Origin of the sequence: Butyrivibrio sp. CB08 (assembly GCF_003625485.1) — a bacterium.
Lineage (GTDB): Bacteria > Bacillota > Clostridia > Lachnospirales > Lachnospiraceae > Butyrivibrio.
This window is the reverse complement of sequence record NZ_RAIR01000008.1, coordinates 129,559-144,684: the sequence shown is the minus strand read 5'-3', so window position 1 is coordinate 144,684 and position 15,126 is coordinate 129,559. Positions and strand designations below refer to the sequence as shown.

General features: G+C 43.0%; 14 protein-coding genes and 1 tRNA gene. 12 read left to right on the top strand and 3 right to left on the bottom strand.

The features are described from left to right. Nucleotides 1-2 precede the first annotated feature (2 nt). Nucleotides 3-1,064 carry an HD-GYP domain-containing protein gene (locus D6855_RS13620; RefSeq protein WP_120742025.1) on the bottom strand — a complete coding sequence of 354 codons (1,062 nt, stop codon included), beginning with the start codon at nt 1,062-1,064 and terminating at the stop codon, nt 3-5. A 143-nt stretch (nt 1,065-1,207) separates the two neighbouring features. On the opposite strand from D6855_RS13620, the gene D6855_RS13615 reads away from it, so the two are divergent. From D6855_RS13615 to D6855_RS13560, 12 genes are all read left to right on the top strand, one after another. Continuing rightward, nucleotides 1,208-1,543 (top strand): hypothetical protein, encoded by a 336-nt coding sequence (locus tag D6855_RS13615; protein ID WP_120742022.1) that lies wholly within the window; start codon nt 1,208-1,210, stop codon nt 1,541-1,543. Between the two features lie 35 nt (nt 1,544-1,578). Continuing rightward, nucleotides 1,579-2,556, top strand: a complete 978-nt coding sequence (locus D6855_RS13610; protein WP_158589540.1) for a DUF2953 domain-containing protein — start codon at nt 1,579-1,581, stop codon at nt 2,554-2,556. A gap of 27 nt (nt 2,557-2,583) precedes the next feature. Next, the gene (locus tag D6855_RS13605) at nt 2,584-2,982 is read left to right on the top strand and encodes a GerW family sporulation protein (protein WP_120742018.1); all 399 of its coding nucleotides are present in this window, start codon (nt 2,584-2,586) and stop codon (nt 2,980-2,982) included. A 30-nt stretch (nt 2,983-3,012) separates the two neighbouring features. Then, nucleotides 3,013-3,549 carry a hypothetical protein gene (locus D6855_RS13600; RefSeq protein WP_120742016.1) on the top strand — a complete coding sequence of 179 codons (537 nt, stop codon included), beginning with the start codon at nt 3,013-3,015 and terminating at the stop codon, nt 3,547-3,549. A 225-nt stretch (nt 3,550-3,774) separates the two neighbouring features. Then, nucleotides 3,775-4,845 carry a recombinase RecA gene (gene recA, locus D6855_RS13595; protein WP_120742014.1) on the top strand — a complete coding sequence of 357 codons (1,071 nt, stop codon included), beginning with the start codon at nt 3,775-3,777 and terminating at the stop codon, nt 4,843-4,845. A 74-nt stretch (nt 4,846-4,919) separates the two neighbouring features. Beyond that, the gene (locus D6855_RS13590; protein WP_120742012.1) at nt 4,920-5,540 is read left to right on the top strand and encodes a regulatory protein RecX; all 621 of its coding nucleotides are present in this window, start codon (nt 4,920-4,922) and stop codon (nt 5,538-5,540) included. Between the two features lie 129 nt (nt 5,541-5,669). Continuing rightward, nucleotides 5,670-7,217, top strand: coding sequence for a ribonuclease Y (rny, locus tag D6855_RS13585; RefSeq protein WP_120742010.1), 1,548 nt, complete (start codon nt 5,670-5,672; stop codon nt 7,215-7,217). Nucleotides 7,218-7,290: 73 nt separating this feature from the next. Next, nucleotides 7,291-8,757: an RsmF rRNA methyltransferase first C-terminal domain-containing protein gene (locus D6855_RS13580; RefSeq protein ID WP_120742008.1), complete on the top strand. Its 1,467-nt coding sequence runs from the start codon at nt 7,291-7,293 to the stop codon at nt 8,755-8,757. 14 nt (nt 8,758-8,771) lie between these two features. Beyond that, entirely contained in the window at nt 8,772-10,496 is a 1,725-nt protein-coding gene (locus D6855_RS13575) for an ABC transporter ATP-binding protein (RefSeq protein ID WP_120742006.1), read from the top strand. After that, a complete protein-coding gene (locus D6855_RS13570) occupies nt 10,493-12,223 on the top strand; it encodes an ABC transporter ATP-binding protein (RefSeq protein WP_120742004.1) in 1,731 nt (576 codons plus the stop codon). Before D6855_RS13575 ends, D6855_RS13570 begins: the two co-directional genes overlap by 4 nt. A 63-nt stretch (nt 12,224-12,286) precedes the next feature. Further along, nucleotides 12,287-13,939: a putative manganese-dependent inorganic diphosphatase gene (locus tag D6855_RS13565; RefSeq protein ID WP_120742002.1), complete on the top strand. Its 1,653-nt coding sequence runs from the start codon at nt 12,287-12,289 to the stop codon at nt 13,937-13,939. A gap of 41 nt (nt 13,940-13,980) precedes the next feature. Beyond that, a complete protein-coding gene (locus D6855_RS13560; protein ID WP_120742000.1) occupies nt 13,981-14,277 on the top strand; it encodes a hypothetical protein in 297 nt (98 codons plus the stop codon). Nucleotides 14,278-14,318: 41 nt separating this feature from the next. On the opposite strand, the gene D6855_RS13555 is transcribed toward D6855_RS13560, so the two are convergent. Next, nucleotides 14,319-14,401, bottom strand: a tRNA-Leu gene (locus D6855_RS13555). Nucleotides 14,402-14,472: 71 nt separating this feature from the next. Further along, on the bottom strand, nt 14,473-15,066 hold the full coding sequence (locus D6855_RS13550; protein WP_120741998.1) for an NUDIX hydrolase: 594 nt from the start codon (nt 15,064-15,066) through the stop codon (nt 14,473-14,475). Nucleotides 15,067-15,126 lie beyond the last annotated feature (60 nt).

Sequence of the window (15,126 nt, the reverse complement as noted above, 5' to 3'; positions counted from 1 at the left end):
TATTAAAATACTGAGACGATAGACAGCTGCTTGTTGGTGGACATATCAATAAGCGTATTGTCTGGAAGTTTTACGAGAGGCCTTGAAAGGGCCTTTTCGTTTATCAGGATAACTTCGCCGATCTGACCACTGTTAAGCTGTACGTTAAAGCCAAGCTGTGAGTTTGCAATGTGAGAGAGGATAGACTTGATGGCTGCGTAGTCATACTTGATGAATCCCTCGTTCTCATAGTTGGCGATTATCTGGAACGGATTGAGCTTCTGGCGGTAGCTTCTTGGAGAAGTCATAGCTTCATAAGTATCAACGATGGCAATATACTTGGCGAAGCGGTCAATCTCAACATCTGAAAGAGACTTGGGATAACCTGATCCATCACATCTCTCGTGGTGCTGGAGAGTGGCATTAAGTACATGCTCATTAAAGTCGCCATAGCTCTTTAAGAAATCGTATCCTATCTGGGTGTGTCTCATTACCAGTCTGTATTCCTCTGAAGTGAGTCTCTCCGGCTTCCAGAGGATCTGGTAAGGAATTGAGAGTTTACCAATATCATATACAAATGCTGACTGGATAAAGAGATTGATGTCTTCGTTGGAGAGACCAAGCCATGTGCCAAATACACCTGCGATAAGAGCAGAGTTAAGGCAGTGGGCATGGGTCATATCGTCCTCGCCAGGAAGCATATTGTAGAGGTAATCAAGAAGAAGCTCTCCGCTCTTGGCACATACTATGATGTTGCGGTAAACATCCATGAGCTGGTCCATATTGAGGGGAGTTCTGTTAGTTACAGAATTCATTACGAGATGCTTGAATACCGGGAAATAGATCTTGTACGTGTTTTCGAAGCTCTTAAAGCCTTCAGAAAGCCTTACTTTTTCAAAATGGGTTGTGGCAAAATCAATATCCTCTTTGATGGGTACCACCATGATAGACTGTCTTGCCAGCTTTTCGATAATTGTGTCGTTGATTCTGGTGTTGGCTGTAACGATGATCTCATTTTTATAGTTGAGAACATCCTCGGCTGTAACCATTCCAGGCTTAAGTTCCATGCGGGCAACGGCTTTCATTAGATAAAACCTCCGGTTTTAGATAGGCGTGTATCAGATTTAAAAATACCCGCCAATATGATAATATTAGTATAGCGTGTTGAAGTGCGACATTCAATTTGTTTTTATGCAGTTTTAGCGATATTTGGGGGATTTTTTTCGGTATGAAGAAAAAAGGCTTTTGCCGTTTTTATAAAGATCTTTATTGGGGCGAGTCGGTTAAGAATCATCAACTGGTTAAATGGCGTCTTAATCATGGAAGAGGACAGTTTACGATCTTTTGCATCATGAAGAGCCAGACAGAAGGTGACCAGCTTGATATTATCCACTGTGCGTTTTTGAAACAACCATATTTCAGAAAAAATCCTGCATATATATACGGGATTGCAGGTAGCTACAACGAAGCCCTTGATATGGTGGTAGATCTGACTACCAAGGCAATAGATGCCGGGTGTGAGGGACGGATAGTAGACTATCTGGAATCCAAGGTTTCAAACTAAACTGATAACTGGAGTTTAAGATGCTTGCAGGAGTTTTGACTGTACTTAAAATAATAGGAATAACGCTGCTGGTGATCCTGGCAGTAATACTTGTGGTGATTCTTTTAGCGCTCTTTGTGCCTATCTTTTATCGCATAGATGCACATGTGCCTGAGACGGATCTTGATGAGGGCTTTGACGTCAACAAAATAGATGCGGCGGTAAAGTTTTCATGGCTCTTATTTGTGATAAGAGGTGGTATCTCTTTTCCCAGGGATAAGGAATTTACCTTAAGGGTGTTTGGAATTAAGATCCTTCCCAAGAAGGAGAAGCCTGAAAAAGAGAAAAAGGATAAGAAAAAGAAGGACGAAGAAGAAAAACCAGAATCCGGCGTTATCGAGATGAGCGACATGGGAGATGAGGAGGTCGCTGAGCCTGAACAGAGCACTGAGGCTACTAGCGAAGAAACCAGTACTGAAGCTGAAGCTGCTGGCGTTGAATCTTCAAATGAGCCTATAGAGGGTGATGAGGCAGAAGATGAGTCCGAAGATAAGGACTTTATCGATGTTCTTTGGAACATCATCGAAAAGGTTCAAAATATTCTGGAAACACCACTAAATGTGTTTGAAAAAATCCAATATACAATATCTAGAGTTTGTGATAAGATAGATATGATCAAATCCACCCTTGAAAATGATATTTTCAAGAGGGCTTTTGATCTCGCTAAGAGGAAGCTGATTCGTCTTATTAAGATGATACTTCCGGATAAGTGCAGGATTGATGCTCTGTATGGAACAGGTGATCCGGCTCTTACAGCTGAGATACTTGGAGCTTATGGAGCTATCAGACCTTTCCTTTCAAGGAAGATCAAACTCAGGGTTGGACCTGATTTTGAGAGGAAGGTTATTTATACAGATACGCATATGAAGGGGCATATAACTCTTTTCACTGCGCTGTATATCGCAGCTACATGTTACTTTAACAAGGACATCAAGAAGACGATCAAGCGATTTAAAAAGATTCTTAATTCTTAATTTTGTTTCTATATATGGGAGGGAGTTATGGCAGACAATAATTTTAACGGGGTAGTAGAATCACTTCTTAGCGGAATGAATTCCATAATGTCTACTAAGACAGTAGTTGGCGAGCCAACTAAGGTAGGCGATACGATCATTCTTCCCCTTGTAGATGTTTCATTTGGGGTTGGGGCAGGATCAACTCTTGCCGATAAAAAGAATGGAGGGTGTGGTGGATTTGGAGCAAAAATGTCTCCAAGCGCTGTACTCGTAATTAAAAACGGTTCAACTAAGCTTGTAAACATCAAAAATCAGGATGCAGTTACTAAGGTACTTGATTTAGTTCCCGACATCATGAATCGTTTCTCTAGCAAGAAAGAAGATATGGTGGATGATGATGTGGCAGTTGACATTGCTTTTCCGGAGGGTAACGAGGAGAAGTAAGCTTTTGCCCGTAAGGTAGAGGGGACCCTTATGGAAGAAAAAAGAAATTTAGAAGAAATTATCTTAAATGGTACAGAGGATGATCTCGCGGAGCTTCGTATCTGGCTGTTTAAGGAGAGTGTTCGCCTGGAGAATCAGGAGAGTGCCCTCTCTGAGAGATATGCCCGTCTTGAGAAGGATGAGGTAGCTTTCAAAGAGAAAACGGACGCTTATGACAAGAAGATTGAGAACGCTGTTAAAAAGCTCAACAACGACAAAGCGCTCTTCGATCAGAGGCTTAAGATCCTCAACAATGGCTTCGAGCAGCTCAACGCTGACAAGAAGAAACTCGAGACTGAGTTCATCAGACTTGAGAGAGAGAAGTCCTTCCAGAGAGAAGATGAGTATGACGCTCTTGATATGCTCTTTAGAGGTGTCAACAGTGCGCTTACTTTGAAAAAGAGATACAAGGACCTCATGAAGATGTTCCATCCTGACAATGTAAGCGGAGATGCTTATATGGTGCAGCTCATCAATCAGGAGTACAGTGCACTTTGCAGACAGTATGACGTCAGCATGAAGGCATGATGTTTTGACATCAAATATTAACTATGCTATTATGACCAAGTCGCCACTTTGTCTAAGTGGTGACTTGTGTGTATTTATAGGGGAATTACATGCGTCTGGCGTTTCTGCCGGAATTTCACATTTTTTTATTATCAAAAAAATATTTACAAAAAAGTTGACACAATCGAACATCTGTTTTATATTATAATTATCACAACGAACGGATGTTCTAAAAAGGAGATAGGTATGGAAAGAGAAGATAAACAGAAAGCATTAGAAGCAGCACTTGGTCAGATTGAGAAACAGTTTGGTAAGGGCGCTGTTATGAAGCTTGGTGATTCATCTGATACTATGAACATCGAGACAATCCCTACAGGTTCACTTAGCCTTGATATCGCACTTGGCCTTGGTGGAATTCCTAAGGGCAGAATCGTTGAGATCTATGGACCTGAGTCCAGTGGTAAGACAACAGTTACACTTCACATGATCGCTGAAGTTCAAAAGAGAGGCGGAATTGCAGGCTTCATCGACGCTGAGCATGCTCTTGACCCTGTATATGCTAAGAATATCGGAGTAGATATCGACAATCTCTATATCTCACAGCCAGACTCTGGTGAGCAGGCTCTTGAGATCACAGAGACCATGGTTCGTTCAGGAGCTATTGATATCGTAGTAGTTGACTCTGTAGCAGCCCTTGTTCCTAAGGCTGAGATCGATGGAGATATGGGTGATTCACACGTGGGTCTTCAGGCAAGACTTATGTCACAGGCACTTCGTAAGCTTACAGCTGTTATCAGCAAGTCAAACTGTACAGTAGTATTTATCAACCAGCTTCGTGAGAAGGTTGGTGTTATGTTTGGTAATCCTGAGACAACAACTGGTGGACGTGCTCTTAAGTTCTACTCATCAGTTCGTATGGATGTACGTCGTATTGAGGCTATCAAGCAGAACGGCGAGAACATCGGTAACAGAACAAGAGTTAAGGTTGTTAAGAACAAGATTGCTCCTCCATTCAAGGAGGCTGAGTTCGATATCATGTTTGGTAAGGGCATCTCAATGACAGGTGATGTTCTCGACCTTGCTGCAAGTGTTGATATCGTCAACAAGAGTGGTGCATGGTATCAGTACGAAGGTGAGAAGATTGGACAGGGACGTGAGAACGCCAAGCTTTACCTTGAGAATAACCCAGCTGTCTTTGACGAGATCAATGCTAAGGTAAGAGCTCACTTTGGCCTTCAGACTGATGGCGCTGCAGTTCCAAAGGCTGAGGAGCCCAAGGAAACAGCTAAAAAGACTAAGGCTTCCAAAGCAGAATAATTAAGTACTCGGCTAATACCCCCGTAAGGCACTGCCTTTCGGGGGTTATTTAAAAAGGCATTAGGAGATTGCAAGTGACTATTACGGATATAGTAGAACTTGATAAAAAGAGAAATAAGATATTTATTGATGGGGAGTTTGCCTTTGTTTTGTATAAAGGGGAGCTCAAAGACTTTGGGATAAAGACAGGAGCTCAAATAAGCGATGCCACTTATAAAGAGATAGTGGAGGGAGTTTTATATAAGAGATGCAAGCTTCGTGCCATGAACCTCCTGCAAAAGAAGGACTATACAGTTAAGCAGCTTCGTGACAAGCTTGCGGAAGGGCTGTATGCGCCAGATATTATTGATGATGCTATCGGATACGTCAAGATGTACAAGTACCTTGATGATGACAGATACGCAAGGGACTATATTACTTATCACATGTCCACCAGGTCCAAAAACCGTATTATTCAGGATCTTATGAAAAAGGGTATCAGCAAGGAAGATCTTTTGCCTATTATGGAAGAGCTGTATTCTGAGGAAAGTGGCGACGTAGAGCTTGAGCAGGTGAGGGCTCTTCTTGATAAGAAACACTATGACCCTGATACCACGGATTTTAAGGAAAAACAAAAGATCATGGCATTTCTAGTGCGAAGAGGTTTTCAGATGTCTACAATCAGAAAGGCTATGGATTGTTATGATGAAGCCTAATTACCATTGACACAATTTATTATAAAAGGTAAAATTTATATGTTGTAAACTTGTATATTAGTGCGCTTATTTCAAGCTAACTATACAAAATATTGTACAATGAAAATTGAATAAGGAGGTGCTCCTGTAATGACCACTGTTATTATTGCAGTAGTAGCAACTCTTGTCATCACAGCTCTCATTACCTGGATTTTAGCATCTAACTATCATAAGAAGGTTGCAGATGGTAAGATCGGTAGTGCTGAGGAGAGGGCAAGAAAGATTATTGACGAGGCACTCAAGACTGCTGAAGATACAAAGCGTGAGAAACTTTTGGAAGTTAAGGAAGAGTCACTCAAGACACGTAATGATCTTGAAAAAGAAGTCAAGGATCGCAGAAATGAGATCCAGCGTGCAGAGAGACGCATTCAGCAGAAAGAGGAAAACGTCGAGAAGAGATCCGAAGCGATCGAGAGAAGAGAGCAGAGTTTAAGTGCCCGCGAGGAGAACTTAAACAAGAAGACTGAAGAGGTTGCGAAGTTAAACGAACAGAGGCTACAGGAACTGGAAAAAATCTCTGGCTTAACCTCCGAGCAGGCTAAAGAGTATCTTTTAAAGATCGTAGAAGATGATGTGAAGCATGAATCAGCTATCATGATCAAGAACATGGAAGCTGAGGCAAAGGAAGAAGCAGATAAGAGAGCCAAGGAAATCGTTGTCGGCGCTATTCAGCGTTGTGCAGCAGATCATGTTTCTGAGACTACCATATCTGTTGTTCAGCTCCCCAATGATGAGATGAAGGGTCGTATCATTGGTAGAGAAGGTCGTAACATTAGGACCCTTGAGACAATGACAGGTGTAGACCTTATCATTGATGACACACCTGAGGCTGTAGTTATTTCCGGATTCGATCCAATCCGCAGAGAGGTTGCCCGTATAGCTCTTGAGAAGCTTATCGTTGACGGACGTATCCATCCTGCAAGGATTGAGGAGATGGTTGAGAAGGCACAGAAGGAAGTAGCTGCCAAGATTAAGGAGGAAGGTGAGAACGCTGCTATTGAGGCTGGTGTTCATGGTCTTCATCCTGAAGTTACCAAGATCCTTGGTCGTATGATGTTCAGAACAAGCTATGGACAGAACGTCCTTAAGCATTCTGTAGAAGTTGCACAGCTGTGCGGACTTATGGCATCAGAACTTGGACTTGACGTAAGAGTAGCTAAGAGAGCTGGTCTCCTCCATGATATCGGTAAGGCTGTTGACCACGAGCTTGAGGGCTCACACATTCAGCTTGGTGTAGATATCTGTAGGAAGTACAAGGAATCACAGGTAGTTATTAACGCAGTTGAGGCTCATCACGGTGACGTAGAGCCACAGTCACTTATAGCAGTTCTTGTACAGGCTGCTGATACAATTTCATCAGCAAGACCTGGTGCTAGAAGAGAGACACTTGAAACTTACACATCAAGATTAAAAGAACTCGAGGACATCACAAATAGCTTTAAGGGTGTTGATCACTCATTTGCTATTCAGGCTGGTAGAGAAGTCAGAGTAATGGTTGTTCCTGAGCAGGTTACAGATGAGGATATGGTAATTATGGCACGCGATATTGCCAAGAAGATCGAGGACGAGATGGAATATCCCGGACAGATCAAGGTCAATATCATCAGAGAGTCAAGAGCTACTGATTACGCCAAGTAATTATCGCTATTTTCGAATCATTAAAAGGCTGGCCGCAAGGTCAGCCTTTTTTGGTCGAAATAAGGAATTTGATATGAGCAATTTACCAAAAGAGTTTTTAGAGAGAATGCAGACTCTCTTTTCAAAAGATGAATATGATGCCTTTATTAAGGCTTTTGATACTGAGGAAGAAAGATATCACGCCCTGAGGATCAGCAGTATTAAGTGTGCTGATAACGAGGCTCTTCTTGATAGGCTTTCTAATACTGTTGAAGGCAAGAAAAAAAGTGATTTCTTCCTGGGAATAGTTCCCTGGGAGCCAAAGGGCTATTACTACAGCGAAGACGTAGCTCCTGGCAAACACCCATACCATGAGGCTGGACTGTATTACATCCAGGAACCAAGTGCCATGGCTCCGGTTCATTTCCTTGACCCCAAGCCCGGCGAGCGTATTCTTGACCTATGTGCAGCTCCTGGTGGCAAGTCTACCCAGATAGCAGACGCATTAAGGGGTGAAGGGCTTTTAGTAACAAATGAGATAAACAGGGAAAGATCCAAGATCCTGTCACTTAACATAGAGAGAATGGGCATTAGAAATGCCATGGTAGTATCTGAGGATTCAGGTAAGCTGGCAGAAGTGTTTGAAGGCTACTTTGATAAGATCCTAGTGGATGCGCCATGCTCTGGCGAGGGTATGTTCAGGAAAAACGAGATAGCTCTTTCTGAGTGGAGTCCTGACAATGTCCTTCTTTGTGCAGAGAGGCAAAAAGAGATCCTGGATAACGCAGCCAGGATGCTCCTTCCTGGGGGAAGACTTGTTTATTCAACCTGTACCTTCTCTCCAGAAGAAAATGAGAAGACTATAAGTCAGTTCATAAGCTCACATGAGGATTTCCATATTGAAGAGGTTACTCTGGTTGGAGGAATGGATCAGGGAAGACCTGAGTGGGCAGGAGAAGGAGCAGAAGCTTGCCTTAAGAAAACTGTAAGACTTTGGCCACATAAGGTTAAGGGTGAAGGACATTTCCTTTGTGTCATGAATCGTGACGGCGCCGCAGACAGGGAAGGCCTTAAAAAGTATGTCCCCGGCGGCAGATTTATCCGTGCCAAAAAGGATATGGTCACTCCATTTCTTGATTTTGCAAAAGAGGCTTTCAAAAACGGAAGCCTTGACATAGAAGGAGACTATCTTGCCTTTGGAGATCAGCTCTATCTTGCTCCAGAGGATATGCCATCTCCAAACGGACTTAAGGTTTTAAGGCCAGGACTTCATCTTGGAGAAGTTAAGAAGGGAAGGTTTGAGCCTTCACATGCACTGGCGCTTACAATATCTTCAGAAGAAACCATTCTGTCTTATGACATTCCTTCAGACTCTCAGGATATCAGACAGTACTTAAATGGTCAGACTATCCGCTTGTCATCTGAAGGAACAGCCGCAGATCTTAAAGTTAAAAAAGGGTGGTGCCTAATAACCACCGATGGCTACAGCATAGGATGGGCCAAGCTTGCAGGCGGAATGCTTAAAAATCACTATCCCAAGGGACTTAGGATCAACTACTAGATTTAAGGTAAGACATGAGAAAACTACTGGTTTATTTAAAAGATTATAAGAAAGAGACCATCCTTGGTCCTCTTTTTAAGCTACTGGAAGCTTCATTTGAACTCCTGGTTCCCCTTGTTATTGCTTCAATGATAGATAAGGGAATCGCTGGAGGAGATAAGCACCACATCATCATGATGTGTCTTGTGCTTATACTTCTTTGCTTTGTTGGATTTGCTTCAGCTGTTACGGCACAGTTCTTTGCTGCCAAGGCTGCTGCAGGATTTGCCAAGAAGGTAAAGAGAGCTCTTTTTGACAATATCCAGAAGCTATCCTATACAGATATTGACCGCATTGGCACTTCAGCCATGATAACCAGGATGACTTCTGACATCAATCAGGTTCAGCAGGGAGTAAACCTTACTATAAGGCTTCTTCTTCGTTCGCCTTTTGTTGTTCTTGGTGCCATGGTCATGGCATTTACGATTAATGCCAGGCAGGCTTTAATTTTCCTGGTAACAATAATACTGTTATCTCTTGTTGTGGGATTTATCATGAGATGGAGCATTCCAAGGTATGGAGCCATCCAGGCTGGTCTTGATGGTCTATTATCCCTTACAAGAGAGAATCATACAGGTGTAAGAGTTATCAGAGCCTTTTCCCATGAGCAGGAGGAGAAGGATAAGTTTGGAAGTAGGAACGAGAGCCTTAAAAACTTACAGATCTTTGTAGGCAGCGTTACAGCTCTCATGAATCCTGTAACTTATGCTATATTGAATCTTGCAGTTGCTTATCTTATCTACAGGGGAGCTATTTTAGTTAACAGCGGCTCTTTAACACAGGGACAGGTTGTAGCTCTTTATAATTACATGTCCCAGATACTTGTTGAGCTAATTAAGTTTGCTAACCTCATCCTTACTGTGACCAAGGCCATTGCCTCCGGAAACAGAGTACAGGAGATGCTTGAGCTTAAGACATCCATGGAAGATGGAACAGTCACAGAGTTTAATAAGACAGATGAACATATCGTATTTAGTAATGCTTCTATGAGATATCAGGGAGATGCTGAGGATTCTCTGGAAGGACTGGATATTTCCATTAAGCGCGGCGAGAGGATTGGAGTTATTGGAGGTACTGGTAGTGGTAAGAGTACCCTCATTAATCTTATCCCAAGATTTTATGATGTCAGGGAAGGCTCAGTTACAATCGATGGCAAAAACGTCAAAGAGTATCGTCTTGATGCCTTAAGAGAGAGGATAGGAATCGTGCCTCAGAAGGCAGTTCTTTTCCATGGGACCATAAGAGACAATATCAGATGGGGCAAGAACGACGCCACTGATGAAGAGATTTGCGAAGCGCTTTCTATAGCTCAGGCAAAAGAGATCGTCGATGGAAGGCCAAAGGGTCTTGACGATGTCGTATCCCAGGGCGGTAAAAACTTCTCCGGAGGTCAGAAGCAAAGACTTACCATAGCAAGGGCACTGGTTCGAAAGCCAGAGATACTAATTCTTGATGACAGCGCATCTGCTCTTGATTACCTTACTGATAAAAAGCTAAGGGATGCCATTGCGGCTATGGACAATCCTCCCACAACCTTTATTGTGTCCCAGAGGGCGTCATCTGTACTTAACTGCGACAGGATAATTGTCCTTGATGATGGCAAAGTGGTTGGAATTGGCACAAGTGATGAGCTGCTTGTTAAATGCGATACCTATAAAGAAATTTATGATTCTCAGTATAAGAAGGAGGGTGCGGTATGAAAAAAAAGACCCTTAAAAAAGTCCTTCGTTATGCTGCTAAATACCATACACTTATTTTCTGCTCCATGGCTCTTGCTATAGTGACAGCTGTTTTGTCCCTCTATGTGCCTATCCTTGCCGGTAATGCCATTGACTGCATTGTTGGAAAAGGAGCGGTAGATTTTGGGAAGGTTACTGGGATCATTCTTAAGATAGTTATCTCAGTTGCCGTTATTTCTTTTGCCCAGTGGAATATGAACTGGATAAACAACAAGATAACCTTCAACGTGGTAAGAGACGTTAGAAGAGATGCCTTTAACAGGATGCAGGTTCTGCCGCTTTCTTATCTGGACAGAAAGCAGACGGGAGAGATCGTATCAAGGATCATCGCAGATGTTGATCTGTTTGCAGATGGACTTCTTATGGGCTTTACCCAGCTCTTTACCGGAGTTGTGACAATTGCTGGTACCCTGGTATTCATGTTCTACCTTAACTGGACTATTGCTATTGTTGTGGTAGTACTTACTCCGCTATCTCTTTTCCTTGCAAGGTTTATTGCTACCAAGAGCTTTTCGCTTTTCAAAGAACAGAGCAGTGCCAGATCTGATCAGACTGCTTTTGTTGATGAGATGATAGGAAACCTCTCCGTGGTCAAGGCTTTTGCCCATGAGGATGAGAACCTTGATGTGTTTGATGATATAAATGACAGACTAGAGAAGACATCAGTTAAGGCCACATTCATATCATCCCTGACAAACCCTGGAACAAGGTTTATCAACAACATTGTTTATGCGGCAGTTGCGCTGTTTGGCTCATTTGCATGCCTGGCTGGCGGAATGACTGTAGGAGGCCTGGCCATTTTCCTTAGCTATGCCAATCAGTATACCAAGCCCTTTAACGAGATATCCGGCGTTATAACTGAGCTTCAAAATGCTCTTGCCTGCGCAGAGAGAGTCTTTGAGCTTATTGATGAAGAGGCTGAGAGCGCTGACCCTTCCTATGAGAGTATGACTTTTGCGGCTGAGGGCAACGTGGCCATTAAGGATGTTTCCTTTTCCTATGATAAAGACAGGAGCCTTATTGAGGACCTTAACCTTGATATCAAAAAGGGCCAGAGAGTTGCCATTGTTGGACCAACAGGTTCAGGTAAGACCACTCTTATCAACCTTCTTATGCGCTTTTATGACGTTGATACAGGATCTATCAGTATTGATGGCCATGACATTAAGGTTCTTAAGAGGAAGGATCTTAGAGAGAACTTTGGAATGGTGCTTCAGGAGACATGGCTTCGAGGCGGCACCATTAAAGATAATATAACCCTTGGAAGAGAGGGCTTTACCGACGAAGAGATAATTGAAGCGGCCAAGGCGGCTCATTCACACAGTTTTATTAAAAGGCTTCCTGATGGCTACAACACAGTCATCACGGAAAATGGCGGTAATCTTTCCCAGGGACAGAAGCAGCTTCTGTGTATCACAAGAGTGATGCTGCATGTTCCGCCAATGCTCATCCTGGACGAAGCGACGTCCTCTATTGATACAAGAACTGAGATAAGGATCCAGAAGGCCTTCCACAAGATGATGCAGGGCAGGACCAGCTTTATCGTTGCCCACAGGCTCTCAACCATTAGAGAAGCTGACGTTATCCTTGTTATGAAGGACGGACATATTCTTGAACAGGGTAGTCACCAGGAGCTTCTTGATAAGAAGGGCTTTTATAGTGAACTTTATAATTCCCAATTCGCCTGATAGGGGATTGATAGTTATGACGAAGCGTGGTAAACTTCATCTACTACGTTTGGAGGATAATTAATGAACAATATTGAAGATACAAGACCTGTCTTTGTGACCGGTCATAAGAATCCGGATACAGATTCCATCTGTGCTGCGATAACTTATGCAAATCTCAAGAACAAGGTCTTTGGTGGTAATTATATTGCATGCAGAGCTGGACACCTGAATGAAGAAACTCAGTTTGTTCTTTCACACTTTAGAGTTGATGTTCCTGCTTATATCAAGGATGTCAGAACTCAGGTAAGGGATATGGAGATCAGAAGGCTCGACGGCGTTTCTAACGATCTGTCTCTTAAGAATGCATGGACCAAGATGAGAGATGCTGACGTTGTTACTCTTTGTGCAACAGAAGGCAACAAGCTTGCTGGTATCGTCACAACCAATGACATCGTTGAGACTTATATGGATGTGATCGATCCACATATTCTTTCACAGGCCAGAACTTCATACAGGAATATCGTTGAGACTCTCGATGGAGAGCTTATTGTCGGAGATATAGAAGAGAACCTTGAAAGCGGCAAGGTGGTAATAGCTGCTGCCAGCCCTGAGATGATGGAGAATGTCATTGAGAAAGGCGACGTGGTCATTCTTGGTAACAGGTATGAGACTCAGCTCTGTGCCATTGAACTTGGAGCTTCATGCATCATCGTATGTGAGGGTGCAGAGGTTACAAGGACCATCAAGGCTCAGGCTCAGGAGCATGGCACAAGGATCATCACAACACCTCATGATACCTTTGTTGTGGCAAGGCTCATCAACCAGAGTATGCCAATCGACTACATCATGAAAAAAGAGAACCTGGCTACCTTCTATATGGATGACTTCATTGAGGATATCCAGGAGGTTATGGCTTCCATGAGGCACAGATACTTCCCGGTTCTTGATAAGAATGATAACTACATTGGTATGATCAGCCGAAGGAATTTCCTTGGTGCCCACAAGAAACAGCTTATCCTTGTTGACCACAACGAAAAAAACCAGGCTGTTAATGGCGCAGATGCAGCAGATATCTTAGAGATTGTGGACCACCACAGACTTCGCACCATTGAGACATCCGGTCCTGTGTTCTTTAGAAATCAGCCTCTTGGATCAACCTGTACCATCATCTATCTGATGTACAAGGAATATGGAGTTGAGATCGACAAGACTACAGCGGGACTTCTTCTTGCAGCTATTCTTTCTGATACACTGATGTTCAGATCACCTACCTGCACCCAGGTTGACAGGAATGCAGGAGAGGAGCTTGCAAGCATCGCTCAGATCGACTATGAGGAATTTGCAAAAGAGATGTTCCATGCGGGATCAAACTTAAGCGGCAAGACAGCCAGCGAGATCCTTCATCAGGATTTTAAGAAATTTACTGTTGATGATATGACAATTGGTATTGGCCAGATCAATTCCATGAGCTCAGAAGAACTTGTGGAGATCAAAAACAAGATCGAGCCAGAGCTTAAGCAGGTTACTGGTGATGATGGCCTTGATATGATCTTCTTTATGCTCACCAACATCATTGACGAATCATCTGAGATCGTATTTAGCGGAACAAAAGCCCTGCACACTATCAACAGCGCCTTTGGACTTTCAGCTGAAGGGGATTCAGTAATCCTTCCTGGCGTGGTTTCCAGAAAGAAACAGCTCCTTCCAGCTATTGTTGAAGCGATGCAGCAGTAATACAATATAAACATAATACTTATTGTGGGGGTAGCTAGAGTATGGAGGAACTTAGAAAGCTATTATTACATGAGGTGGTTTCACTCTACGGACCACTTCAGGGACAGAGTATTGGAGCCATCATTATTCCAGCATTTATTGGGGATTTTAAAAAGGTCTTAGACAGTGCGGAATCGTCCGATGAGATCTTTGAGGAATATATGACAGAAGACAAGAAGGTTCACCTTATCCTTGAAGGCAGAAAGAGCCTTGGGGCAAGAGGACCTAAGCTTGAGATCACAGGGGCAGTAGTTAACGACAAGAGACTGCACCTGACTCAGGAACACTGCTACGTCTGAAAAATGACAAAAAAATAAGCCCTTAGGTGGGCTGATATAAGTGCCGGCAGTGGGACTTGAACCCACACGTGGTTACCCACAACAGATTTTGAGTCTGCATCGTCTGCCATTCCGACATGCCGGCATATTAGAAGCTGTGGTCATCCACAGCTTTTTTAGTTTATCACAGGCTTTTGCCATATTCAAGAATTAAATTTATCCCAAATCTTTAGCTATATACCATGAAAGAATATGGTGTGACTGGATAAAATCTCCGCCAAAGATCCTCTGTTTAAGCTCGTCCTCTGACAGCAGGAGAACATTTAAAAACTCGGTATCATCCAGATGCTGGGAGGATTTCTTTTCACAATCGGTAGCAAGATAGATGTGGAAGTTGTTGGAAGCGAGGGTAGCATTGGCTGGAATAGTGAGAAGGTGTCTGATGTTTCCAGCAACATATCCTGTTTCTTCAAGGAGCTCTCTGTTTGCAGCGTCAAGAGCTTCTTCTTCAGTAGCGATGGTGTTTTCCTTGGTGATATATGGAACATCGCTCTTTTCCTTATATTCAATTCCACCAGCAGGGAACTCGGTGGTGATCCTGTCTACTCCGTGCCTGTACTGCTTAACGCAGATGTATCTGCCTTCCTTATCTCTGGCAACGATAACCACGAAGCTGTGTTTTGAATAATTATATACAGGTCCGATCTCGGCGTTATTTGGAAGTCTGTAGATATTGCGCCTGAAATCTATCCACTGATCCTGGATTACATGCTCTTCTTTTACTAATTCCCAACCAAGATTATCTGACATAAAAAGGGTTTCTCCTTATTTTTTCGTTTAACAACAGAATTGTAAAGGAAATTTAGTAAA

Excerpts from the sequence above, each read along its gene's own strand:
- D6855_RS13620 (WP_120742025.1), bottom strand. The coding sequence starts at position 1,064 with ATGAAAGCCGTTGCCCGCATGGAACTTAAGCCTGGAATGGTTACAGCC.
- D6855_RS13615 (WP_120742022.1), top strand. The coding sequence starts at position 1,208 with ATGAAGAAAAAAGGCTTTTGCCGTTTTTATAAAGATCTTTATTGGGGC.
- D6855_RS13605 (WP_120742018.1), top strand. The coding sequence starts at position 2,584 with ATGGCAGACAATAATTTTAACGGGGTAGTAGAATCACTTCTTAGCGGA.
- D6855_RS13600 (WP_120742016.1), top strand. The coding sequence starts at position 3,013 with ATGGAAGAAAAAAGAAATTTAGAAGAAATTATCTTAAATGGTACAGAG.
- recA (WP_120742014.1), top strand. The coding sequence starts at position 3,775 with ATGGAAAGAGAAGATAAACAGAAAGCATTAGAAGCAGCACTTGGTCAG.
- rny (WP_120742010.1), top strand. The coding sequence starts at position 5,670 with ATGACCACTGTTATTATTGCAGTAGTAGCAACTCTTGTCATCACAGCT.
- D6855_RS13580 (WP_120742008.1), top strand. The coding sequence starts at position 7,291 with ATGAGCAATTTACCAAAAGAGTTTTTAGAGAGAATGCAGACTCTCTTT.
- D6855_RS13575 (WP_120742006.1), top strand. The coding sequence starts at position 8,772 with ATGAGAAAACTACTGGTTTATTTAAAAGATTATAAGAAAGAGACCATC.
- D6855_RS13570 (WP_120742004.1), top strand. The coding sequence starts at position 10,493 with ATGAAAAAAAAGACCCTTAAAAAAGTCCTTCGTTATGCTGCTAAATAC.
- D6855_RS13565 (WP_120742002.1), top strand. The coding sequence starts at position 12,287 with ATGAACAATATTGAAGATACAAGACCTGTCTTTGTGACCGGTCATAAG.
- D6855_RS13560 (WP_120742000.1), top strand. The coding sequence starts at position 13,981 with ATGGAGGAACTTAGAAAGCTATTATTACATGAGGTGGTTTCACTCTAC.
- D6855_RS13550 (WP_120741998.1), bottom strand. The coding sequence starts at position 15,066 with ATGTCAGATAATCTTGGTTGGGAATTAGTAAAAGAAGAGCATGTAATC.